The following is a 22,073-nucleotide window of genomic DNA, read 5'->3' as shown; positions in this document are numbered from 1 at the left end:
GTTAAAATGGGAGAGAAGTTAATGTGAATTTTGAAAGGGTGACACGGATGAATTTAGACCAGAAAACAGAGGAAAATATTAACATTATGCTCGATGAAATTAAACAGAAGCTTCAAATTGTAAACGCAGGGGCCATTAAAGCGGAGGCTTTTGACTTGAATAAATATGACGACCTGAAAGACATCCATGCTTATGTGATGAGCAAGGACAATTTCAGTGTGAATGAGATGGATGGGATTGTAAGTGAATTGGGGCAGATGAGGAAGTAACCATTTTGGATTAAACTGTTGTTCATGATCAGAATTATTTACATTAACTCTTCAACATTGGAAATTTAATGATGAAGCCTGCGTACCTTTCCATTTCCGCGGGAGTGGCGGTGAGCCTCCTCGCGGAAATGGATAATCCACAAAATTTTATATTTTTATAAACTCTTTTCAAATCAGGTGTTGATTTCCCCTCATTGCGCTCCAATCAACGCCTTTTTAAAAACAATGAACTTTAACACATCGGTGAAAAAGGCGCTTAGCCATTCCTTTCTAACGAATGGCAGTAATCCAACTCTTTAATACAGTTTAAGGGAAAATACTTATTTTTAAAAAAGCGTAAGGCGGCGACTCTGGCGGGAACAGCAACAGCTACGAGCATAACAGCATGAATTAGCTGCGAGTTGCTTCGACGCATATACATCGAAGACTACGCTGGCTAGTAGAGGAAGAAGCAGAAGGCAACTCCCCGGGGAGGCTGAGGCGGTCCCGCAAAAAGCGTCCTCCTGGAGCATTTTTTATCTCGGAAATGCGTTTTAACTAAAACATAAAAATCCCGGCAGTAAGTGATGCATTTAACTTACTGCCGGGATTTTTTATTTTTCTTCCTTTGCCAGCTTTTCCAGCGCCTTTTGTGCTGCGTGTTGCTCTGCCTCTTTTTTCGAACGTCCTGTGCCGTTGCCGAGGTTTTCTTCCTCGAGCCACACTTCGCTTACAAATTCCCGGCAGTGGGCCGGTCCCTTCTCCTGAACGATCCTGTACTGAACCTGTCCGTGACCTTCCCGCTGAATGTATTCCTGAAGCTGACTCTTAAAGTCCATCATATGGGAGAATGCACCTTGTTTAACTTTTGGATAGACATTCTCTTCCAGAAAGCGGTACACAGCATCAAGACCCTGGTCGAGGTATAGGGCCCCGATAAACGATTCAAACACATCTGCCAGAAGGGCAGGACGTGTACGCCCGCCAGTCATCTCTTCTCCTTTACCAAGCAAAACATGCTCTCCGAAGTCGAGTTCGCCTGCAAACTTGGCTAATGAAGGCTCACATACGATGGCAGCTCTGAGTTTGGTCATCTCACCTTCGCTCATGGAGTCAAAAGTTTTAAATAAAAACTGAGAGATGGCCAATTCCAAAACCGCATCGCCTAAAAATTCGAGACGTTCATTGTCGTCGTGGGGACGAATACGATGTTCATTTACATAAGATGAGTGCGTAAAAGCCTGTATAAACAAATCCTCATTTTCAAACTCAAACCCTAGTGAGTGCAGGAATTGCTTGTAGTCTTCTTTTTGTTCTTTGGTTATCTGTATTTTCTTTTGTTGTCGTCTTAACCCTTTTCTGCGGACTTTTCGCGACTGTTGCATGAGTACCCCCATCTATCTTTTCCCTATTCATTTACGAAAGCCCGAGTCCGCCGGCTCAATAAAGAGCACGGGGCAGACTCAGGCTTTTATTTACTATTGCTGATTGTCTATGTAAGTGATCACATCACCAACAGTAGCGATTTTTTCAGCGTCTTCATCGGAAATTTCCAAGTCGAATTCGTCTTCAAGTTCCATAACGAGTTCCACTACATCCAAGGAGTCTGCACCTAAGTCTTCTTTAAACGTAGCCTCAGGCTTCACTTCTGATTCGTCTACTCCAAGACGCTCAGAAACGATTTTGGCGATTCGGTCAATTGTAGCTGCCATGTCTTTCACCTCCCCTCAAGTCATTATAGGATAACTTTGTTAAAAAGACTAGTATGGATTTACATCACCATGCCGCCGTCAACATGAAGCGTCTGGCCTGTCATGTAGCGGGCTGCATCACTTGCAAGGAATGTAACGACCTGGGCTACATCTGATGCGGAACCGAGTTTTCCGAGCGGAATCTGGCCAAGCATCGCTTCTTTCACATCTTCGCTTAAAGCATCTGTCATATCTGTTTCAATAAAGCCGGGAGCCACAGCATTTACATGAATATTCCGGTTTGCAAGCTCACGGGCAAGGGACTTGGTAAGGCCGATTACACCTGCTTTACTTGCTACGTAGTTTGCCTGTCCGGCATTTCCTAATACACCGACGACCGAACTAATGTTAATGATACGGCCGTAGCGCTGCTTCATCATATGGCGCGTTACCGCTTTTGAGCAGTTAAACACACCTTTCAGGTTAATATCAATAACAGCATCAAAATCCTCTTCTTTCATGCGCATCACAAGACCGTCTTTTGTAATACCGGCGTTGTTCACAAGAATTTCAAGAGATCCGAATTCTGCCAGAACGACTTTAATCATATCCTGTACATCTTTTCCGTCCGCAACATTTGCCTGAACGGTAATGGCCTTTACTCCATAGGATTCGCACTCCCGGGCTGTATTAAGAGCACGCTCTTCGCTGCCTGCGTAGTTAATGGCCACGTTGGCTCCGTTTTTCGCAAGGTGAATCGCAATTTCACGGCCGATCCCACGGGATGCCCCCGTTACAAGGGCTGATTGTCCTTCAAATAACATTTACTTTCCCTCCTTCAGTGCTGCGACTGCTTTTTCCAGTGTTTCTTCGTCATAAACGGGAAGCACTTTCGCCCGGCGGTTTACCTTTTTCACAAGTCCGCTGAGTACTTTGCCGGGACCTGCTTCAATAAAGGTATCTACACCTTCGTCAACGAGCCTGCGTACTGTGTCTTCCCAGAGAACAGGAGAATAGATCTGTTCGTAAAGAAGCCGCGAGACCTCATTTTTGCTTTTTACTGATTCTGCAGTGACGTTGGCAATCACGTTCATCACAGGATCGCCAATGCGGAGATTCTCAAGGGTTTCCTTCATCTTCTCTGCTGCCGGCTGCATCAGGCTTGAATGAAAGGGGCCGCTTACATTAAGTGGGAGAACCCTCTTTGCTCCTGCCTCTTTAAGGGCTTCAGACGCTTTTGCAACCCCTTCCGCGGAGCCTGAGATTACGATCTGACCCGGACAGTTGTAGTTAGCCGGCTGAACAGCACCTGCGGTTTCAGATACTTCTGCTGTGATACGGTCAACTTCCTCACGCTCCATGCCGAGTACGGCAGCCATGGACCCCTGTCCGCTTGGGACGGCTTCTTCCATAAGTTGTCCCCGACGGCGTACGGCTTTCACCGCTTCTGAAAAAGGGAGGGCTTCTGCGGCAACAAGTGCCGAGTATTCCCCAAGACTGTGTCCTGCTGCAAAGTCAGCTGTGACACCCTTCTCCTTTAGCACTTCCCAGATTGCTGTACTGGTTGTCAGGAGGGCGGGCTGGGTATTTTCCGTACGCTTTAATTCTTCTTCTGTGCCATTAAATACGAGTTCCTTTAAAGAAAAGCCGAGGGCGTCGTCTGCTTCATTAAATATACGGTCTGCGACTTCATACTTTGCTGCAAGTTCTTTTCCCATGCCGATGGTCTGTGATCCCTGGCCCGGAAAAAGGAGTGCTGTTTTTATCATCTGCAACTCTCCTATTCTTCATTTGATTTAATTTCTTTTGTAATTAATGCGACTACATTTTCATCATGCATCGTACGTGCCTGGCGGATGGCACTGAAAATGCCCTGGGCATCAGAAGAACCGTGGGCTTTAATAACCGGTGCTCTCAATCCGAATAATCCGGCTCCACCATATTCAGAGTAATCCAGCTTCTGTTTGATCTGCTTAAACGACGGCTTTAACACACCTGCAGCAAGCTTATTTTTAAGCGAGGAAGTAAGCTCTGCTTTTAACAGGGCAAACATAGACATGGCAGTACCCTCGATCGATTTTAATACGAGGTTGCCTGAGAATCCGTCACAGATTACAACATCTGCAGCTCCGCTCAGCAGATCCCGGGCTTCTACGTTTCCGATAAAATTAACCGGAAGTTCCTGCAGCTGGGCATATACCTGCTTTGTAAGGTCATTGCCTTTTCCTGCTTCGCTGCCTACGTTTAAAAGGCCGATACGCGGTTCCTCAATCCCTCTTACCTTCTGCATGTAAATACTTCCCATCGTTGCGTACTGAGCAAGGTGGGCTGGTTTTGCGTCCATATTCGCCCCAACATCAAGGAGGAGGAATCCTTCTCCTCCAAGGGTTGGGAGCATCGGGGATAACGCGGGTCTTTCAATTCCTTTAATACGGCCGACAACAAGAAGTCCTGCCGTCATGTATGCCCCGGTATTACCTGCAGAAATACAGGCATCTGCCTCTTTGTCCTTAACAGCCTGTACCGCACGGACCATGGAAGAATTCTTTTTTCTTCTTACAGCACGCACCGGTGAGTCGTCGCTTGAGATCACTTCATCTGTGTGATGTACGGTAACTCTATTGTTTTCTTTCAGGGTTTTATTAATTTCTTTTTCATCTCCGTAGAGAATCACTTCCAAGTCTTTATATTCGAGCAAGGCTTTTTCAACGCCTTGTATGACAGCCTTCGGGGCATGATCGCCTCCCATGGCATCAATTGCAAGTTTCATTTTTTCACCCTTCTTTCTCCTCTGCATGTTCTTGTCTGAACATTGTGAACTCCCCTGTGAAGACCACTTCCCGGTCTACAAAACTGTTTACCATAACGGTCGTTCTGTCTAGATTAATTAATGTTACTGAGGCTTTGGCAACGACCCGTTCTCCGCTTTTCACCTGACGTTTAAAGGAGACATCGGCAGTGACAGTAAGGGCAAGTTCATCATCGATAATGGCTGTTGCCAGTGAATTGGCCTGGGCAAAAAGATGATGCCCGCGGGCAATCCGTGTGCGGGAAAAAACATGTTCTTCTCTAATATCCAATATGGAAATGGCATGTTTATCAAGCTCCAGGTCGACAACTTCCCCGATTACTTCTTCGAGCTGGAGGGCTTTGACAGTATCGTACTGTTGTTTGGCCACATCTTTAATTCTCTCACGTACTTCCGGGATATTCATTTCAAGACGGTCCAGCCGGACCGTCTGAACACTCACCCCAAAAGCCTCTGCGAGTGCTTCATCAGTTGTAAACGGATTTTCTTCGATCTGCTGCTTCAGCTTCGGCTGGCGCTGCTTTTTTGAGAGTTTCATTCCATCACTTCCACACTTCTATGACTAGGTACTAATAGTAGTATATAATTGCACATCTTACTTTTCAAGGAAAAGTCGTGATCAGTCCAGACGGTCAAGATCAAGAACCCCTTCTTCAAGGAGCCAGGTTCTGAGCTGAACATAGTCTTTTGAATGCCAGAAGGCTTCAGAATTCACCAGTTTTGCGGCGTCCTGCCTTGCCACTTCAAGAACACGGTAATCATGAACCAGGTCTGCTACTTTAAATTCCGGAAGACCGCTTTGTTTATGACCAAAGAAGTCTCCTGGACCTCTCAGCTCCAGATCTTTTTCGGAAAGCTCAAATCCGTCATTTGTTTCTGTCATGATTTTCATTCTTTCTTTCCCGTTATCTGATTTAGGGTCGGCAAGAAGGATACAATAAGATTGTTCACTGCCTCGCCCGACACGGCCTCTGAGCTGGTGAAGCTGGGAAAGACCGAAACGTTCCGCATCATAAATAACCATAACAGTGGCATTCGGAACATTTACACCAACCTCCACGACCGTTGTGGACACCAGAACCTGCGTTTCGTTTCTGGAAAAAGCATTCATGGCATCTTCTTTTTCCTCCTGAGACAACCTGCCGTGCATCAGCCCAACCTTCCAGTCCGACAGTCCGGAACCGAGCATGGCATGCACATCGATGGCGTTTTGGACATCCAGCTTTTCAGACTCCTCGATTAGAGGGCAGATCACATACGCCTGCCTTCCTTTATGAATCTCCTTTTCCATAAATGAAAGAACACGGTCAAACATAGACGGCTTTGCCCAGTATGTTTCAATGGGCTTCCTGCCTTTTGGCATTTCATCAATGACCGATACATCCATATCTCCAAACACCGATATGGCAAGAGTCCTTGGTATTGGTGTGGCAGTCATAAACAGGACATCGGGGTGAAGCCCTTTTTCTCTTAATACTCTTCGCTGGTTAACTCCAAAACGGTGCTGTTCGTCTGTAATAACAAGGCCGAGGTCTTTAAAGTCCACCCCTTCCTGTATAAGGGCATGGGTTCCTACAAGAATATTTACTTCTCCTGTTTTTAAGCCTTCAATCACTTCTCTCCGCTCTTTTGCTTTCGCACTCCCTGATAAAAGCCGGACGGTAATGCCTTCCGGTTTTAAAAGCTCTGACAGTGATGCCATATGCTGCTCGGCAAGAATTTCAGTTGGAACCATAAGGGCTCCCTGATAGCCTGCTCTTACGACAGCATATAAAGCAATAGCGGCAATAACGGTTTTACCCGATCCAACATCCCCCTGCAGAAGTCTGTTCATCCTGAATTCCGACTTAAGATCATTGAGGATTTCCTGTTTCACCCGGTTCTGTGCTCCTGTCAGCGGGAATGGCAGCCTTTGAACAAACGCCTCAACATTTTTAACGGGCAGATGCTTTTTGTCACCTTTTTGCTGCTCCCGCTCCTGCTTTCTGTACGTCTGCATTTTCAGCTGAAAAAGAAGCAGTTCTTCATATGTCATCCTCCGCTTCGCCTGGCTCAACGAATCCTGCGACTTGGGAAAATGAAGGTGACGGATCGCTTCCTTGCGATCCATGAGGCGGTAGGTATTTACGAGCTGCTCCGGAAGTTTCTCTTCAATGAGATCACCATAACTCGTCATGGCTTCATGAATAAATTTACGGAGAGAAGCCATTTTCATATCCCCCTTCAGGGAATAAACCGGCTCGAGACCTTCTTCATTCGTTTGTTTTTTCGTCGTCATCACTGCCGGGGAAAGACTGGCCCGGTGCTGGTCCCACTTACCTGTTATGACAACTTCCTGTCCTATCACAAATTTATTTTTTAAATAATGCTGGTTAAAGAAGATTGCTTGAATAAGAAGACCGTCCACGAGGACGCGAACGGTTAATCTGGATTTTTTCTTACCGTAAAAGCGGACAGCAGGTTCACTTTGTACCTGTCCGCGGATAGTCACCCGCTCCTCGTGCTGGACTTCTGCAAGAGGGCGTACGGCATAATCCTCATGCCGGAAAGGATAATATTCCAGCAGGTCTTTGACTGTATGTATACCAAGAGAGGAGAGCTGCTCTTGGGAGTGCTCTCCTACACCTTTAATTTCTGTTACGGGAAGGTACAGGCTCATGGGATCAGCGCGGAGACGAACCGAAGATTTCCTGCTGCAGTCGTCTTCCGGTCGGCGTCGCCGCAAGCCCCCCTTCTGCAGTTTCTCGTAGAGCAGAAGGCATTGTCTGACCGATTTTGTACATGGCATCAATCACTTCATCAGCCGGTATTCTGCTCTCAATCCCTGCCAGTGCCATGTCTGCAGCTACAATCGCATTGGATGCCCCGAAGGCATTACGCTTTACACAAGGGACTTCAACAAGCCCTGCAACCGGGTCACAAACAAGACCGAGCATATTCTTAAGAGCGATTGCCATTGCCTCTGCGGACTGCTTCGGTGTTCCTCCAGCCATTTCCACAACTGCAGCTGCAGCCATACCGGTAGCAGAACCTACTTCGGCCTGGCACCCTCCGGCAGCTCCGGAGATAGATGCATTATTGGCAACTACGAATCCGAACGCACCGCTCGTAAATAAAAAGCGGATCATTTCTTCGCGGCTCGGATTCAGCTTGTTCTTTACAGAAAACAACGCCCCTGGTACCACACCGGCAGAACCTGCCGTCGGCGTAGCACAAATGGTTCCCATAGCAGCATTGACCTCATTTGTGGCCATCGCTTTAGCCACGGCATCAAGGAGAAGGTTTCCTGCAAGGGTGTCGTTATTCTGCATATATTCATAAAGCTTTTTACCGGCACCGCCAGTGAGGCCGGATACGCTTTTGACTTCTTCTTCAATCCCTCTTTTAACTGCCTGTTCCATGACAGTCAGGTTCCGGTCCATCTGTTCGATAATCTCTTCTCGTGACCGGCTGTGAATCTCCATTTCCTGCAAAATCATGGCTTCGGAAATGGAGATATTACGTTCTTCTGTCAGCTTGATCAGCTGTTCAACGTTTTGAAACATCGTAGTCACTCCTCTCTAGTCATGGATTTTCGTTACTTTATCAACAGAAGCAAGTGCTCCGACTTCAGTAAGAAGCTCGTTACTTACATTTTGGTCTACTTCAATCACCATCAGTGCTTCTTTTCCTTTATCCTTTCGGGATACTTCCATATGACCGATGTTGATTTCGTTTTTGGCAAGCACGGCTGAAACGGATGCAATCGCCCCGTACCGGTCGTTATGAACAACGAGAATCGCCGGATGATTACCGCTGAGGCGAAGCTTAAAGCCGTTTAATTCCTTGACTTCAACTTTTCCGCCGCCAATTGAGATCCCTACAAGCTCCATCGTATCCTGTCCTTTACCAAGACGGATCTTAACTGTGTTTGGGTGATCGTGTTCATCAGGTTCTTCAATAAACCTTACTTTTATGTTTTTCTTTTCGGCCAATTTTAATGAGTCGGGAATTCTGGAATCGTACGTATCGAATCCGAGCAGTCCTCCCACAAGCGCCACATCGGTACCGTGACCCTGATACGTTTTGGCAAAAGAACCGTAAAGGTGGATATCCGCCCACTCCGGTTCTGTCTGAAAAAGATGCCTTGCAACCAGTCCGATCCTTGCAGCTCCGGCAGTATGTGAACTCGATGGCCCGACCATAACCGGACCGATAATATCAAAGACACTGCGAAATTTCATGTGTCTAACCTCCTCTGTTAACAAGCGCGCTGAGATAGATAACTCCTCTCCTATCGTAACAAATCAAAGGTGAAAGGGCTATCATTGGTTTCTGGTAATTTCCCATATAAAAAACCTCCTCGTGAAGAGAAGGTTTTTTAGTACAGGTCTGACCCTTTTAAGCAATGTTATCCATAAGGGTTATTCTGCTTTGGTTACGCTGATGGAGAGGGTGCCGGGACCGACGTGGGCCCCGATAACAGGTCCGATTGATGTGATTACCGATGAGGCTGTAGTCATGCGCTTTTCAATCTCCTCAATAATGATGTTCGCTTCGTCCTCTGCCTGTGCATGAGAGATACCAACATGAACAGAACTTGATCCGTATCTGGTTTCAATTTCCTTATAAATCCTGGCAAGGGCCTTTTTGTTTCCTCTTGCTTTTTCGAAAGGATACACTTCCCCTTCGTCGTTTAAAGAAAGGATCGGCTTTATTTTAAGGAGAGAACCGAGTACCGCAGATGCTTTACCGATACGTCCGTTCTTTTCAAGATACTCAAGGGTATCGACCATAAAAAAGACAGAAGTATCACTCAGAAGCTCCGTAAGACGCTGCTCACACGTTCGCTTGTCAGCACCTTCCTTAGCAAGGCGTGCGATTTCCGTAACCATAATTCCGATGGCATAGGACGCTTTTTTTGAATCTACAACGGTAATATCGATGTCGCCTTCAAGTTCCTGAGAAGCGATATGGGCCGACTGATATGTCCCGCTCAGCCTGGAGCTGAGGTGTATGGAAAGAATCTGAGCTCCATTTGTTTCCTGGGCCAGTTTTTTGTATACTTCTTCAAACTGGTGCGGGGTTGGTTGTGACGTACTCGGCATCAGGTTATTCTGGTGAAGCTTATCATAAAACTGTTCCGGGGTCAGATCTACTCCGTCCTCATACATATCCTCACCAAAATGAACTTTAAGCGGCACGACAGTTATATCCAGCTCTTCAACAAGTTCCTTAGGTATATCTGCAGTTGAATCTGTGACAACTTTAACGATACTCACTTGTGCAACCCCCCTCGTAAAATTACTTACTCAACACTGATAATGTAGGAATACAGCGGCTGGTTTCCGTTATGAACTTCCACTTCCACATCTTTATAACGCTCTTCAAGGTAGGACACGAGTGCTTCTGCTTCTTCTTCAGAGCGGTCCACACCATGAATAATGGTTATGATTTCACTGTCTTCGTCAACCATTGTGTCAAGAAGATCCTTGGCTACTTCCTGGACCTCGGGGCCGGTCGTAATGATCTTCTTCCCTTCAATTCCCATAAAGTCGCCTTTTTTAATTTCAACACCGTTCAGGCTTGTGTCACGGACAGCATAGGTTACTTCTCCGGTTTTCACATCAGTCATGGCGTCTGTCATTGTTTCTTTATTATCCTCAAGGTCTGTTGTCGGGTTAAAAGCAAGAAGGGATGCAAGGCCCTGCGGTACTGATTTTGAAGGTACCACAACAACTTCTTCATCCACCACACTGTTCGCCTGTTCAGCAGCCATAATGATGTTTGAGTTATTTGGCAGAAGGATGATCTTTTTGGCATTTGCCTCTTCAATCGCCTTTACAAAGTCCTCTGTAGACGGGTTCATTGTCTGGCCGCCCTGTATGACTCCGGTAGCGCCGAGTCCTTTAAACAAAGAAGCAATACCTTCACCCATGGCAACTGTAATAATGGCATATTCCTGCTTTTCTTTCTCAGCCTCTTCTTTATGTACGGACGTTCCAAGCTCCTGCTTCATTTCATTTTCGAGAATCGTTGTATGCTGCTCACGCATATTCTCGATTTTCACGTGTGTGAGAGCACCGAACTTCTGTGCTTCTGAAATGACGTTGCCCGGAAACTCTGCATGGATGTGAATTTTCAAGAGGTCTTCGTCGGAAACGACAAGAAGGGAATCTCCGTATTCACTCAGCTTGTTTCGGAATGCGTCTTCGTCGTAAGCGTTTTCATTCGTTTTTTCTGTTTCAAACTTAACCATCACTTCTGTACAATAGCCGAACTCAATGTCTTCTGTAGACATATGACTCTGGGCAGACTGATGATGTTCAACCTTAACCAGCTCGTCCATGGACGGTGTCTGCGGTACCGTAGTAGAGACTTTTTCGCCCTTTAAAACAGCGAGGAAGCCCTCATAAATGGTTACGAGACCCTGTCCTCCTGAATCGACTACGCCTACTTCTTTTAAAACAGGCAGAAGGTCCGGTGTCCGTTTAAGTGACTCTTTCGCCTCTTTAAGTACTTCTTCCATAACCGCAATCACGTCATCGGAATCCTTGGCGAACTCCACACCTCTTCTTGCCGCATCCTTGGCTACAGTAAGGATTGTTCCTTCCACAGGTTTCATGACTGCTTTGTAAGCCATTTCCACACCGTAATCAAAAGCACTGCTCAAATCTTTGGCAGTGAGGGTTTCTTTCCCTTCTGCTGACTTGGAGAAGCCTCTGAACAGCTGGGATAAAATAACCCCTGAGTTGCCCCGTGCTCCCATCAGCAGCCCTTTAGCAAACGCTCCTGCTACTTTACCGGCGTGAGCGTCGTTCATTTGTCTTACTTCTTTCACCCCGGACGTAATCGTCAGGTTCATGTTCGTACCTGTATCCCCGTCTGGAACAGGAAACACGTTTAATGCGTCAATTGCCTTAGAGTTGCTCGAAAGGTTGTCTGCTCCTTCGAGGAGCATTTGAGCAAACTTTTTTCCTTCAATGTTCTTGATAGTCACTGATGTTCCTCCTTACTCAATATCCCTATGGATTAGTCACTCGTACACCTTGTACAAAAATGTTAACCGAGTCAACGACCAGTCCGAGCATCTGCTCAAGCTGATACTTCACTTTTGATTGTACGTTGTGTGCGACTTCAGAAATCTTAGTACCGTAGCTGACAATGATATACATGTCAATCTGAATTTCGTCGTTTTCTTCACGAATGACAACACCGCGGCTTAAGTTCTCTTTACCCAAAAGGTCGGTAATGCCGTCTTTCAGCTGTTTTTGTGAAGCCATTCCTACAATACCATAACAGTCAATGGCTGCTCCGCCGGCGATCACGGCAACAACTTCTTTCGATACATCAATTTTTCCATAGTTCGTTTTCATTTCAATCGTCATGCCAAAAGCCTCCTTTTGGTTTTGCCTTCTTTGGCTAACGTCATTTTACTATAATCTCCTTTAATTTAAAAGAAAACCTTTGATATTTGGCTTTATAATAGGGAAATTATCGAAAAAAGAGGTTTTTCGTCCATGGATTGCTGCGGAGGATGACTTAATAAAGAAATACTGCTAAAGGTCAATGCGAGTACCTAACCTGATTAAAGAGGCGGTAAACCTGTTTAATGAGACGCTGAACCTGTTTAAACACTCCCGAAACCTGTTTAATCTTCCCCCGCGCCGCTCCGGCTCTCCCCACTATAGCAGCAACATAGAATTTCTGCTGTTTGATTATGATTACTGCAACGATTATCCGGCCTTTAAAAAGGTGTCAAGAATTTTTCCTTGATAAACACATCATATCCTCTTGAAATATGAAAAGGGCTATGCTAAGATTACTTAGTATTTTATTGCAACCTATGATGATTGTTTTTGCAATGTTCGTTTTTAATGAAGGAGGGAAATAGTCATGGCACGAAAATGTGTAGTAACTGGTCGCGGACCTAGCTCCGGTAACAAACGTTCTCACGCATTGAACGCAACAAAGCGCCGCTGGGGTGCTAACGTTCAAAAAGTACGTATCCTCGTTAATGGTAAGCCAAAGCGCGTTTATGTATCAGCACGAGCGTTAAAATCAGGTAAAGTTCAGCGCGTATAATAGTGACAGCGGTCACTACTCAACATAACAGATAAACGCTTATGAACACGAAAAAACGGCGCCCTCGGGACGCCGTTTTTTGTCATATGTTTAGAGAAAGTGCGGGTTCAAAAAGGAGGAAACGGGGGGTCTCCCTTGTCCTCCGTCCTTTCTGAACTGATGAGTTTTACCCCTTCTTGAACGTCCCCAGCATCGCCCGGATGACACCGCCTAAAAACTTGGGCAATTTGATCGTATAAAACTTCATGTTTCCCCCTCCTTGAGTGAGCTCCCGCCTATTCCTAATGTAAAATGGAAGTAAAATAACGTGCTTCGTTATTAACAAGTATATTCACGAGACAAAAAATAGTACCACTTTTTAATCGTCCCACGTCTCCATAAACAAAAGAAACCCTTCCTCAAACGTTACCATTCCTGTATCTTTTATAATTTCATTACTTACACAGAGCGTCGTCCCTTGAATCAGAGTATGCCTGTCAAGCTCATACTTAAACCCCGTCATGGAGAGAGCTTCCACTTTTGAGGATATGGGAATAAACGAAAAATATGTTTCCTCACGCCTTTGCAATTCGTACGTACCCGGCCCTTTCAGCTCAAGACGGTTCTGACGGTCAATCAGGGTAACCGGCACATTTTCTTTCAGACCCTTAAACAGGAGCTGTACGTTGGCAAACAGATGATCCAGGCGTCCTCCCGTAGCACCGTAAATATAAATGTGATCCGGCTGTTCAAGAAGCGCCCGGTTCAGAGCAATCTCCAGATCGGTTTCATCTTTTTCTTCCGGGTAGACTTCAAGTGGGAAGGCCTTATCTTTTATCCATTGCCTTTCTTCTTCAGTTACCGAGTCAAAATCCCCAAATGCTGCCTGGGGCGTCACACCGTTTTTCAGCAGAGTATATACGCCCCTGTCCACGCCGATCCACACGGCATTCTGGTGCTTTCTTCTGAGAAGGTCAACTGGAGGGACTCGTTCTGCGGGCCCTCCTGCCATAATCACAATCGCTGTCATATGAACCTCCTTTTGTTATGCATTGGCATGAACAATTTTTTTGTTTGCCTTAACCAGAAACAGCATGACCAGAAGACAAATGACAAATGACGGTGCGAGGTACGTAATGTTATACACAAATGAATATATATACGCATTCGCTGTATCAGGGGCAAACACATCGATCCAGATCACTCCGGATAGAAAATGGGCAGTAAACCGGAGAAGCGAACCAAAAAACACCCCAAGCACAATGAACATCATTTTTTTTCCTGCACCAGCCTCCTCAGAGAACGCAAACAGACCTGCAAAGCCGGCCACAAGAAAAGCTACTGGATAATCAAGAATCGCCTGGGCGGGGTGGACGATGAAGGGGTTGAATGACAAGTTAAGCAAACCTACGATAAGTCCTGTAGCAAGTCCTGCTTTTAATCCTCTTCGAAAAGCCATAATAAATATAGGCAGCATCATCAGTGAAATGGATCCTCCCTGAAGCCAGGCAAAACCAAAGCTCAGGAAATCCAGCAGAAATCCGATTGCCCCCATCAATGCTACTTCCGCCATTACAGTTACTTTTGAACGATTATTCATCTCTCTCTCCTTTTTATTTATACCCACACACTTAAAAAAGCAACTGCACGGTATGCAGCTGCTTCGAATCGCAAGGAAAGCAGACCACATCCCTGCGTAAGTGTGAACTTACAGGTTCAAAGGGTCGAAGCGACCAGCTTCCTCTCAGCCTTTCTGAAGACTCCCCTCGTGGGCTAAACATGTAATCTTTCTGTTTCCAGTATATCTTTAACCGCGGATTTGTTCAATGGCCTGTGCGCGGTCTTCCTGGTTGTAGACCGCCGAACCTGCCACGAGCACATTTGCTCCTGCATCTACACAAAGTCGGGCCGTTTCAGGATTGACTCCTCCGTCAATTTCAATATCCATATCTGTCCGGCCTGCACGGTCACACATTTCCTTTACCTGACGGATTTTCGGAATCACGCTTTTAATAAATGACTGACCCCCAAAGCCAGGATTTACCGTCATGAGAAGGATAAGGTCCACATCATCGATCACATGCTGAACCGCATCAACAGGTGTGGCAGGATTGATGACGACACCTGCTTTTACCCCCTGATCCTTTATCAGCTGAACCGTTCTGTGAAGGTGCGGGCACGCTTCTGCGTGGACAGAAATAATATCCGCCCCTGCCTTGGCAAACTGGGGAATATACTGATCCGGATTTTCGATCATAAGGTGAACATCCAGGGGAAGGTCTGTCACCGGGCGGATCGCGTCTACAATAAGAGGACCGATCGTAATGTTCGGAACAAAATGACCGTCCATCACATCTACGTGGATGTAGTCGGCGCCTCCTCTTTCTACATCTTTAATCTCTTCACCAAGTTTCGAAAAATCTGCAGATAATATCGATGGTGCAATTTTAGTCATGGTGATTAGTACCTCCGTTTTTGATTTTTTATTTCTTCTGCGAATTGAAGGTAATGAGTATACCTGCTTTTTGCAACGGTACCTGCTTCAACTGCCTCTTTCACCGCACATTTTGGTTCATTAATGTGTGTGCATCCCCTGAATTTACAGTCGTTCATACGCTTACGCATCTCCGGGAAACAATACGTCAGCCCTTCTACATCCATCCCTTCAAAATCAAGGGAACTAAAGCCTGGTGTGTCAGCAACATAACCGCCATCCACCGGGATCAGCTCCACGTGGCGTGTCGTATGCTTTCCCCTGCCGAGACTTTTTGAGATCTGGTTGGTTGCAAGGTTGAGTTCCGGCTTCAGCGCGTTTAATAAAGAGCTCTTCCCCACACCTGACTGGCCTGCAAATACAGATACACGACCGCTTAAGTAGGGTCTCAGCATTTCAATCGTTTCATCAACAAAGATCGATGTACTGATTACGGTGTATCCAAGACTCTGATAAAGGGCTTCCGCCTCATTCATCGCTTCTTCTTTTTGCTCATTCAAAAGATCAATCTTTGATAAGCAGATAACAGGCTCAATTTCATTCGCTTCAACATGTACAAGAAATTTGTCCAGTAAAAGAGGGCTGAAATCCGGTTCCTGGGTTGAAAAAACAAGCACAGCCTGTTCAACATTTGCGATAGGGGGACGTACAAGCTGGTTCTCCCGCTCATAAACATCAAGCACATAGCCATCCGTCTTATTTGCTGCTTCGAAAGCCACACGGTCTCCTACAAGGGGCGTGATTTTTCTTTTACGGAAATTACCCCGCCCCCGGCACTGAAAGATGCCATCTTCATTTTCTACATAATAAAAGCCACTGAGCGCTTTAACAATTCGTCCTTCTGCCATGCAATCCTCCTTCATGGTGAACGGTTATCCGTTATTTTCTTCTTTACTCTTTACATAGTCATACGTAAATTCGAAAGGACTTTCTGCGTTTTCTTCATCGTCCTGATAAAGGTAAATGTAACCGATATCGTTTTCGTCCTCAAGGGTCATGGCAATTTCAAACACTTCAGAATCAGAAATTTCTTTATCCACCACAACGACAGGATCATCTGTCGTTGAGTCGGCAACTGCAATACGGATATGGTGAACCTGACCATTGTTATCCTCAGGTACGTTCACCGTAAACGGCACATTTGCAACGGCAGGCGGGGAGTCTTCTTCCTCTTCAGCAGAATCAAGTTCGGTCTCGGAAGCGGCTTCCGGTTCCGTTTCAGGCTCCGGCTCAGGCCCTAATGAAAACACAACTCTAACAGTTGTAATCTCATCCACTTCCGTTCCCCAGTCCGGCTCCTGTGAAATAACCGTTCCTTCCTGGACATTATCGCTGTATTCTTCTTCAAAGTCTCCTCTCAGAAGACTTTCTTCAGCAATATAGCCCAGCACGTCCTGCCTTGTCAGGCCTCTCAGATTCCGCATCGTCATTGCCGGCTGCTCACTGACAATCAGACGCACTGTCGTTTCCCCCGGGATTACAGGATCGAGGGGATCTGGCGATTGTTCAAGCACGGTTTCGTCATCCACGCTGTCATCCACCCGGGTCTGTACTTCTATACTATCAAATTCCGCAAGAGCGTTTTCTGCTTCTTGCAGACTCATTCCGGTAACATCTTCCATAGGGACCTGTTCTGCACCCAGGCTCACCCTTAATGTCACCAGTGTATCTACTTTCACCGTTGTCCCTTCACGGGGAGTATGACTGATCACCGTTCCTTCAGGTGCTTCTTCATCGTTGAATTCTTCTATTTCGACGCGAAGAGCAAGGTCAGTCAGTTCCTGGGAAGCTTCCTCATATTCCATTCCGACCAGGTTATCCGGAATGAGGACTTCATCAACATGAAGCCACTGAGGCAGCCAAGTAAAAGCAATATAAATGGAGCCGAACAGGAGAGCCAGAACAATAATTGAGGCTGTCAGCCACTTTTTCCATCCAGCCTTTTTAGGTGGGGCAGCATCATTCGATGCTTTGGCATTCACAAGAGGCGTCCCCGCAATCATCGTTTCTTCTTCTGGTTCTTCTTTTTCCTCAGAGACAACAGGCACTGCTTGCGTATGTCCGTCACTCAGCTGGTCGACCAGATATTTACTCTCATTCACTCTAGACGGGCTCAAAACCGTACTCAGATCTTCTGACATGTCCAGTGCTGTAGCATAACGGTAAAAAGGATCTTTTGCTGTAGCCTTAATAATCGCATTTTCCACACTCTGTGGAATGTGGGGCTTGTTTTCCCTGATCGATGGAAGGGGAGCCTGCAGGTGCTTAATTGCAATTGATACTGCGGTATCACCATTAAACGGCACTTCCCCTGCCAGCATTTCATACAGCACGATCCCAAGAGAATAAATATCGGATTTATACGTTACATGTCCGCCGCGTGCCTGTTCAGGTGACAGGTAGTGCACCGAACCCAGTATGGAGTTCGTGTGCGTAATCGTGGCTTCACTTATCGCTCTTGCAATGCCAAAGTCCGTAATTTTAGGCGTCCCGTCTGGACCGATAAGAATATTATGAGGTTTGATATCCCTGTGTATGATTCTGTTTTCATGGGCGTGGGCAATAGCGGATGACAAGCTTGCCATGATGGAAACCGCTATATCAACCTTCAACCCATCCTGCTCCTGTATATATTGTTTAAGTGTCGGTCCTTCTACATACTCCATTACAATATAGTAGAGCCTGTCCTCTTCACCCACGTCATATATATTAACAACATTCGGGTGGGCAAGGCTTGAGGCGGATTCTGCCTCTCTTCTGAAACGGCGGATAAAGTCATGGTCCTGTGAAAACTGGTCTTTGAGGACTTTAACAGCCACATCACGGTCCAGAATAATATCGTGGGCCAGGTATACGTCAGCCATCCCGCCGCCACCGATGAGTTTCAGGATTTTGTAACGATCATTCAGACGCTTTCCAATCATGATGGGGCCCCGCCCTCTGCAGGGGGAACAAGCTGAACAATCGCAATTGTCACATTATCCTCTCCGCCCCGTTCGTTGGCTAGTCGGATTAATTCGTCTGCAGTTTCGTGCAGGGATAAACCTGCATTCATATGATGTTCAATTTCATTGCTCTGAACTTTATCAGTTAAGCCGTCAGTACACAAAAGCAGTGAACTGCCGTTGTCCCATTCCACCGTTTCAAGATCGATCTTCACTTCAGTCTCTGTTCCCAGAGCGCGAAGAACAACATTCCTTCTCGGATGGAACATCGCTTCATCTTCTGAAATCTGACCGGATTTTACAAGCTCACCGACGAGTGAATGATCGTCTGTAAGCTGACGGAAAAAATCCCCGTTTTTAAGATAAATCCTTGAATCCCCCACATGGCCGACTGTGACAAATTCCTCCGTGCAGACCGCGGCAACAATGGTCGTGCCCATTCCCTGGCAGTCTGAATGATTCTGCGAATGGTCATAGAGCTCTTTGTTTATCCCTCTGATACTCTCGCCGAGCCATGCTTCTGCATCAACCGGCTTTTCAAATGCCGCTGCATCGAGCCACTTTTTTAAGAGCAGCTCTTTCGTCATCTGACTGGCTACATCACCTGCCTGGTGTCCGCCCATCCCATCAGCAACCAATACAAGCATCTGCCCCTTTTCATTTACAGCAAAGGCCCCATCGTCTTCATTGTGGGCCCTTACCCGGCCTACATCTGTCTTAAAGACAGCTTCCATCATTGATCCCCTCTTTTCTTCTTTAACAATCCCATAAACCCACTCGCCTGCACGTTCTCTATTTATTACCATGCCGGTCGTTACAACCCTGACTTTTATTCTTCACTGTCAACGTGTATTAGTTCGATAAAAACCATGTTTTCTCCTTTTGGAAAAAGGAAATTGTATTATGTTAACCTTTCGTAATGGCACTGATAAAAAAGCCGTCTGTATCAAAATCCCCCGGGAAAATCTGAACTTTATCCTTTTCAGTCATTTGCTTTTGGACATTCTCCGGCAGTCGGGAATAGAGGTTGTGATCGCCATTGGCAGAAGACTCCCCTTTCAGGAAATCTTCTATGACGTTGTCATTTTCTTCACGATCGATGGTACAGGTACTGTAAACAAGCGTGCCTCCCTGCTTTAACAATGGCCAGACATTTCTTAGAATATCAGCCTGAATGGAAGCAAGTCTCTTCACATCTTCCTGTGTTTTCGTCCACTTTAAATCCGGTTTTCGTTTAATGACACCCAGACCGGAACACGGTGCATCCACCAGAATACGGTCAAAACTCTCATGTTCAAAATGGTCTTTTGCCTCTCTGGCATCCATCACTCTTGCTTTGATGTTGTTAAGATCCAGACGTCCTGCCTGTTCTTCAATGAGAGATACTTTATGTTTGTGAATGTCGAGACTTTCCACTTCCCCTTTGCCGTTCATCGTTTCGGCAATGTGAGTACTTTTGCCTCCGGGGGCAGCACAGGCATCTAAAACCCTTTCCCCTTCCACAGCTCCCAGCGCATGAGCCACAAGCATGGAACTTTCATCCTGTATCGCAATATAACCTTCTTTGAAAGCACGGGTTTTTGATAAAACCCCTTTAACAGCTGTAAATGCTTCCGGGACGACAGTGCTTTTTTCCGCCTCAACACCGTCTTCTTCCAGCATTTTAAATACCTCTTCAACCGTTGCTTTCGTACCGTTGACTCTCGCCGTCTGTTTCGGATGTATGAGGTTTGCCTCACAAATATCCTTCGTCTTTTCAAATCCATACTGATCTGTCCAGCGCTCGACAAGCCATTCTGGGTGGCTCGTCTCTACAGACAGGCGAACAATCGGGTCCTTGATTTCTTCAGGATCAGGAATCCCTTCCCGCTGCATCGATCTGAGCACCCCGTTTACCATACCGGAGATGCCTTTATGACCGCGCTTTTTTGCAATCTGTACAGCTTCAAAAAAAGCCGCACGCTCAGGAATACGGTCTAGAAAGACAGTCTGGTAGACGGTAAGCTCAAGGAGGATTCTCACCCAGTCATCAAGCTTTGAGAGCGGTTTTTTCACAAACGGACTTATGTAGAAATCAAGCGTCTTTTTATGCTGTATCGTTCCATAAACGAGCTCCGTAAAAAGCCCTGTATCCTTAGGACTGAGCTGGTTTTTATTAATTGTGTCATTTAGCAGGAGGTGGCTGTATGCCTGGTTCTTTTCCACCTTTAAAAGCACGTCGAGAGCTGCTTCCCTTACATTTCCTTTACTCATGGTTTCCTCCTAAAACAATCCCTGTCTCAAGTTTGTTTCCTGCACCGTGGTAGAACGTTTTTGCGTCCATACGCTTTTTGCCGGAAGGCTGAAGATCAGTCAGTTTAACACCTTTTTGATCTCCTGCCACAACGGTTACACCAGACTCGTCCAGATGAACGATCGTACCGGGCTTCTCATCAAACACCTTATCCAAAAGCTCGGTCCACCATACTTTCAAACGGCTGCCTTCCAGCGTCGTATAGGCAACCGGCCACGGATGCAACCCTCTAACAAGGTTATAAATGTTCTCGGCAGGTGCTTCCCAGTCGATGCGCTCCATTTCCTTTGTAATATTGGGAGCGTACGTTACAAACGCCTCATCCTGTGGCTGAGCCTGAATGGATCCTTTCTCGATTTCAGGAAGGGTTTCTTTCAGAAGCGCTGCACCAAGAGTGCTCAGCTTCTCAAACATTGACCCTGTATGGTCATCTTTTTCAATTGGAATCGCCCGCCGGGAGAGAACATCGCCGGCGTCGAGGGCTTCTACCATGTACATAATTGATATGCCGGTTTCCTTTTCACCGTCGATGATGGCCTGATGAATCGGGGCGCCTCCTCTGTATTTAGGAAGAAGGGAGGCATGAACATTCACACAGCCCATAGGCGGCACATCAAGAAGCCCCTGAGGCAGAATCTGGCCGAATGCAGCTGTGACAATCAGATCAGGTGCCAGGTCGTTGATTTTATTCCATTCTTCTTCAACTCTTATTTTTTCAGGCTGAATGACTGGAAGGCCGTGCTTTATCGCTTCTGTTTTAACAGGAGGAGGTGTAAGTTCCCGCTTTCTCCCTTTTGGACGGTCGGGCTGAGTAACAACTGCTGCTACGTCATACCCTTCTTCTATTAACATTTGAAGAACCGGAACAGAGAAGTCCGGTGTACCCATAAATACGATTTTCATTATGTATGTCGCTCCTTTTCTTTAAGACTGTTCCCGTACACAGTTAACGCAGATGAAGCCTGCAAAACCTTCACTTTCCAAGGGGGGCAGGTGTACTTCCTCACGCTCCGCGTTTTTGGTCTCAATTTCGCTTCACTTCCGCAGGAGTTTTCATGTATTCCGGCTTCCTGATCCTAATAAAGAAACGCTTTTTTCGTAAAGATTGTTCTCTTACAATGGTAAATACCGCTACAGATTGACGCTTTGTGCGGGCATCACTTCAGCAGATGATATTCCCGCCGGAGCCACTGCCCTTCGCTCCATTATAATGTTGAAATGCAACAATTTATCCTAAAATCTATAATAATAAAATTCGCACCATTGCTCATGAAAATAGGTATTGCATTTTTTTGTCTGAGTTATATTTCTCCTCTGATTTTCACAATGCATAGTGCGCAGTTGAACGGAATACGCGAGACTCCCTCGGGAAAAGTTGATGTACCAGGGGTTAAGATCCCTTCTAGTTCTTTTAAAAAAATTATTTATTGAGGTGGTGATCCAATACTCTTCTTACCTTTTCTAATTTTAGAAAAGAAAGGGAGTGAGATTGACGCGTCGCGGTAGGAGATTGGAAATCATCTCCTTATTCCGATATAGGCACATAGGAT

At 46.1% G+C, this 22,073-nt stretch carries 23 protein-coding genes and 1 riboswitch; of the genes, 2 read left to right on the top strand and 21 right to left on the bottom strand.

Annotated features, from left to right (window positions below):
- Window positions 1–23: 23 nt before the first annotated feature.
- A complete protein-coding gene (locus JSY36_RS00115) occupies window positions 24–269 on the top strand; it encodes a DUF1128 domain-containing protein (protein WP_336511412.1) in 246 nt (81 codons plus the stop codon).
- A gap of 593 nt (window positions 270–862) precedes the next feature.
- On the opposite strand, the gene rnc is transcribed toward JSY36_RS00115, so the two are convergent.
- The 12 genes from rnc to JSY36_RS00055 all read right to left on the bottom strand — a co-directional run bounded on the left by rnc (window position 863) and on the right by JSY36_RS00055 (window position 12,115).
- Window positions 863–1,633: a ribonuclease III gene (rnc, locus tag JSY36_RS00110; RefSeq protein WP_122897142.1), complete on the bottom strand. Its 771-nt coding sequence runs from the start codon at window positions 1,631–1,633 to the stop codon at window positions 863–865.
- Between the two features lie 93 nt (window positions 1,634–1,726).
- On the bottom strand, window positions 1,727–1,960 hold the full coding sequence (acpP, locus tag JSY36_RS00105; RefSeq protein ID WP_122897143.1) for an acyl carrier protein: 234 nt from the start codon (window positions 1,958–1,960) through the stop codon (window positions 1,727–1,729).
- A gap of 59 nt (window positions 1,961–2,019) precedes the next feature.
- Entirely contained in the window at window positions 2,020–2,763 is a 744-nt protein-coding gene (fabG, locus tag JSY36_RS00100; protein ID WP_122897144.1) for a 3-oxoacyl-[acyl-carrier-protein] reductase, read from the bottom strand.
- Window positions 2,764–3,708 (bottom strand): ACP S-malonyltransferase, encoded by a 945-nt coding sequence (fabD, locus tag JSY36_RS00095; protein ID WP_205164763.1) that lies wholly within the window; start codon window positions 3,706–3,708, stop codon window positions 2,764–2,766. It lies immediately after the preceding gene.
- An 11-nt stretch (window positions 3,709–3,719) separates the two neighbouring features.
- Window positions 3,720–4,709, bottom strand: a complete 990-nt coding sequence (plsX, locus tag JSY36_RS00090) for a phosphate acyltransferase PlsX (protein ID WP_205164762.1) — start codon at window positions 4,707–4,709, stop codon at window positions 3,720–3,722.
- A gap of 4 nt (window positions 4,710–4,713) precedes the next feature.
- Window positions 4,714–5,286: a transcription factor FapR gene (gene fapR / locus JSY36_RS00085; protein WP_122897147.1), complete on the bottom strand. Its 573-nt coding sequence runs from the start codon at window positions 5,284–5,286 to the stop codon at window positions 4,714–4,716.
- Window positions 5,287–5,367: 81 nt separating this feature from the next.
- A complete protein-coding gene (gene recG, locus JSY36_RS00080; protein ID WP_236784416.1) occupies window positions 5,368–7,407 on the bottom strand; it encodes an ATP-dependent DNA helicase RecG in 2,040 nt (679 codons plus the stop codon).
- A 4-nt stretch (window positions 7,408–7,411) separates the two neighbouring features.
- Window positions 7,412–8,293: an L-serine ammonia-lyase, iron-sulfur-dependent, subunit alpha gene (gene sdaAA, locus JSY36_RS00075; protein ID WP_236784338.1), complete on the bottom strand. Its 882-nt coding sequence runs from the start codon at window positions 8,291–8,293 to the stop codon at window positions 7,412–7,414.
- Window positions 8,294–8,308: 15 nt separating this feature from the next.
- Window positions 8,309–8,971: an L-serine ammonia-lyase, iron-sulfur-dependent subunit beta gene (gene sdaAB / locus JSY36_RS00070; RefSeq protein ID WP_205164760.1), complete on the bottom strand. Its 663-nt coding sequence runs from the start codon at window positions 8,969–8,971 to the stop codon at window positions 8,309–8,311.
- Window positions 8,972–9,151: 180 nt separating this feature from the next.
- Window positions 9,152–10,009 (bottom strand): DegV family protein, encoded by an 858-nt coding sequence (locus JSY36_RS00065; RefSeq protein ID WP_205164759.1) that lies wholly within the window; start codon window positions 10,007–10,009, stop codon window positions 9,152–9,154.
- 26 nt (window positions 10,010–10,035) lie between these two features.
- Entirely contained in the window at window positions 10,036–11,727 is a 1,692-nt protein-coding gene (locus JSY36_RS00060) for a DAK2 domain-containing protein (protein WP_205164758.1), read from the bottom strand.
- A 25-nt stretch (window positions 11,728–11,752) separates the two neighbouring features.
- Window positions 11,753–12,115 carry an Asp23/Gls24 family envelope stress response protein gene (locus JSY36_RS00055; protein ID WP_122897152.1) on the bottom strand — a complete coding sequence of 121 codons (363 nt, stop codon included), beginning with the start codon at window positions 12,113–12,115 and terminating at the stop codon, window positions 11,753–11,755.
- 508 nt (window positions 12,116–12,623) lie between these two features.
- Between JSY36_RS00055 and rpmB the strand changes: the two genes are divergently transcribed.
- Entirely contained in the window at window positions 12,624–12,812 is a 189-nt protein-coding gene (rpmB, locus tag JSY36_RS00050) for a 50S ribosomal protein L28 (RefSeq protein WP_122897154.1), read from the top strand.
- Between the two features lie 166 nt (window positions 12,813–12,978).
- Here rpmB and spoVM read toward each other — a convergent pair whose 3' ends face one another.
- From spoVM to fmt, 9 genes are all read right to left on the bottom strand, one after another.
- Entirely contained in the window at window positions 12,979–13,059 is an 81-nt protein-coding gene (gene spoVM / locus JSY36_RS00045; protein WP_110517588.1) for a stage V sporulation protein SpoVM, read from the bottom strand.
- Between the two features lie 111 nt (window positions 13,060–13,170).
- A complete protein-coding gene (locus JSY36_RS00040; protein WP_205164757.1) occupies window positions 13,171–13,821 on the bottom strand; it encodes a thiamine diphosphokinase in 651 nt (216 codons plus the stop codon).
- Between the two features lie 15 nt (window positions 13,822–13,836).
- Window positions 13,837–14,391 carry an energy-coupled thiamine transporter ThiT gene (gene thiT, locus JSY36_RS00035; RefSeq protein WP_122897156.1) on the bottom strand — a complete coding sequence of 185 codons (555 nt, stop codon included), beginning with the start codon at window positions 14,389–14,391 and terminating at the stop codon, window positions 13,837–13,839.
- Window positions 14,392–14,463: 72 nt separating this feature from the next.
- Window positions 14,464–14,568, bottom strand: a riboswitch (TPP riboswitch).
- A gap of 30 nt (window positions 14,569–14,598) precedes the next feature.
- A complete protein-coding gene (gene rpe / locus JSY36_RS00030) occupies window positions 14,599–15,246 on the bottom strand; it encodes a ribulose-phosphate 3-epimerase (protein ID WP_205164756.1) in 648 nt (215 codons plus the stop codon).
- A gap of 5 nt (window positions 15,247–15,251) precedes the next feature.
- Window positions 15,252–16,133 (bottom strand): ribosome small subunit-dependent GTPase A, encoded by an 882-nt coding sequence (gene rsgA, locus JSY36_RS00025; RefSeq protein WP_205164755.1) that lies wholly within the window; start codon window positions 16,131–16,133, stop codon window positions 15,252–15,254.
- Between the two features lie 24 nt (window positions 16,134–16,157).
- Window positions 16,158–18,209: a Stk1 family PASTA domain-containing Ser/Thr kinase gene (gene pknB, locus JSY36_RS00020; protein ID WP_205164754.1), complete on the bottom strand. Its 2,052-nt coding sequence runs from the start codon at window positions 18,207–18,209 to the stop codon at window positions 16,158–16,160.
- On the bottom strand, window positions 18,206–18,964 hold the full coding sequence (locus JSY36_RS00015; RefSeq protein WP_205165171.1) for a Stp1/IreP family PP2C-type Ser/Thr phosphatase: 759 nt from the start codon (window positions 18,962–18,964) through the stop codon (window positions 18,206–18,208). The genes pknB and JSY36_RS00015 overlap by 4 nt, the downstream gene beginning before the upstream one ends.
- A gap of 172 nt (window positions 18,965–19,136) precedes the next feature.
- A complete protein-coding gene (gene rsmB, locus JSY36_RS00010; protein ID WP_205164753.1) occupies window positions 19,137–20,483 on the bottom strand; it encodes a 16S rRNA (cytosine(967)-C(5))-methyltransferase RsmB in 1,347 nt (448 codons plus the stop codon).
- Window positions 20,476–21,429, bottom strand: coding sequence for a methionyl-tRNA formyltransferase (gene fmt / locus JSY36_RS00005; protein WP_205165170.1), 954 nt, complete (start codon window positions 21,427–21,429; stop codon window positions 20,476–20,478). The genes rsmB and fmt overlap by 8 nt, the downstream gene beginning before the upstream one ends.
- Window positions 21,430–22,073: the final 644 nt, after the last annotated feature.

This window comes from Alteribacter salitolerans, from assembly GCF_016901055.1.
Classification (GTDB): domain Bacteria; phylum Bacillota; class Bacilli; order Bacillales; family Salisediminibacteriaceae; genus Alteribacter; species Alteribacter keqinensis.
This window is presented reverse-complemented; position numbering and strand designations above follow the sequence as displayed.

What these genes read in the sequence shown, in the direction of transcription:
- rsgA (WP_205164755.1), bottom strand. Translation starts at nt 16,133, where the DNA reads ATGGCAGAAGGACGAATTGTTAAAGCGCTCAGTGGCTTTTATTATGTA.
- JSY36_RS00040 (WP_205164757.1), bottom strand. Translation starts at nt 13,821, where the DNA reads ATGACAGCGATTGTGATTATGGCAGGAGGGCCCGCAGAACGAGTCCCT.
- pknB (WP_205164754.1), bottom strand. Translation starts at nt 18,209, where the DNA reads ATGATTGGAAAGCGTCTGAATGATCGTTACAAAATCCTGAAACTCATC.
- acpP (WP_122897143.1), bottom strand. Translation starts at nt 1,960, where the DNA reads ATGGCAGCTACAATTGACCGAATCGCCAAAATCGTTTCTGAGCGTCTT.
- JSY36_RS00055 (WP_122897152.1), bottom strand. Translation starts at nt 12,115, where the DNA reads ATGACGATTGAAATGAAAACGAACTATGGAAAAATTGATGTATCGAAA.
- thiT (WP_122897156.1), bottom strand. Translation starts at nt 14,391, where the DNA reads ATGAATAATCGTTCAAAAGTAACTGTAATGGCGGAAGTAGCATTGATG.
- sdaAA (WP_236784338.1), bottom strand. Translation starts at nt 8,293, where the DNA reads ATGTTTCAAAACGTTGAACAGCTGATCAAGCTGACAGAAGAACGTAAT.
- sdaAB (WP_205164760.1), bottom strand. Translation starts at nt 8,971, where the DNA reads ATGAAATTTCGCAGTGTCTTTGATATTATCGGTCCGGTTATGGTCGGG.
- rnc (WP_122897142.1), bottom strand. Translation starts at nt 1,633, where the DNA reads ATGCAACAGTCGCGAAAAGTCCGCAGAAAAGGGTTAAGACGACAACAA.
- plsX (WP_205164762.1), bottom strand. Translation starts at nt 4,709, where the DNA reads ATGAAACTTGCAATTGATGCCATGGGAGGCGATCATGCCCCGAAGGCT.
- rpmB (WP_122897154.1), top strand. Translation starts at nt 12,624, where the DNA reads ATGGCACGAAAATGTGTAGTAACTGGTCGCGGACCTAGCTCCGGTAAC.
- spoVM (WP_110517588.1), bottom strand. Translation starts at nt 13,059, where the DNA reads ATGAAGTTTTATACGATCAAATTGCCCAAGTTTTTAGGCGGTGTCATC.
- rpe (WP_205164756.1), bottom strand. Translation starts at nt 15,246, where the DNA reads ATGACTAAAATTGCACCATCGATATTATCTGCAGATTTTTCGAAACTT.
- fapR (WP_122897147.1), bottom strand. Translation starts at nt 5,286, where the DNA reads ATGAAACTCTCAAAAAAGCAGCGCCAGCCGAAGCTGAAGCAGCAGATC.
- recG (WP_236784416.1), bottom strand. Translation starts at nt 7,407, where the DNA reads ATGAGCCTGTACCTTCCCGTAACAGAAATTAAAGGTGTAGGAGAGCAC.
- JSY36_RS00015 (WP_205165171.1), bottom strand. Translation starts at nt 18,964, where the DNA reads ATGGAAGCTGTCTTTAAGACAGATGTAGGCCGGGTAAGGGCCCACAAT.
- fabG (WP_122897144.1), bottom strand. Translation starts at nt 2,763, where the DNA reads ATGTTATTTGAAGGACAATCAGCCCTTGTAACGGGGGCATCCCGTGGG.
- rsmB (WP_205164753.1), bottom strand. Translation starts at nt 20,483, where the DNA reads ATGAGTAAAGGAAATGTAAGGGAAGCAGCTCTCGACGTGCTTTTAAAG.
- fabD (WP_205164763.1), bottom strand. Translation starts at nt 3,708, where the DNA reads ATGATAAAAACAGCACTCCTTTTTCCGGGCCAGGGATCACAGACCATC.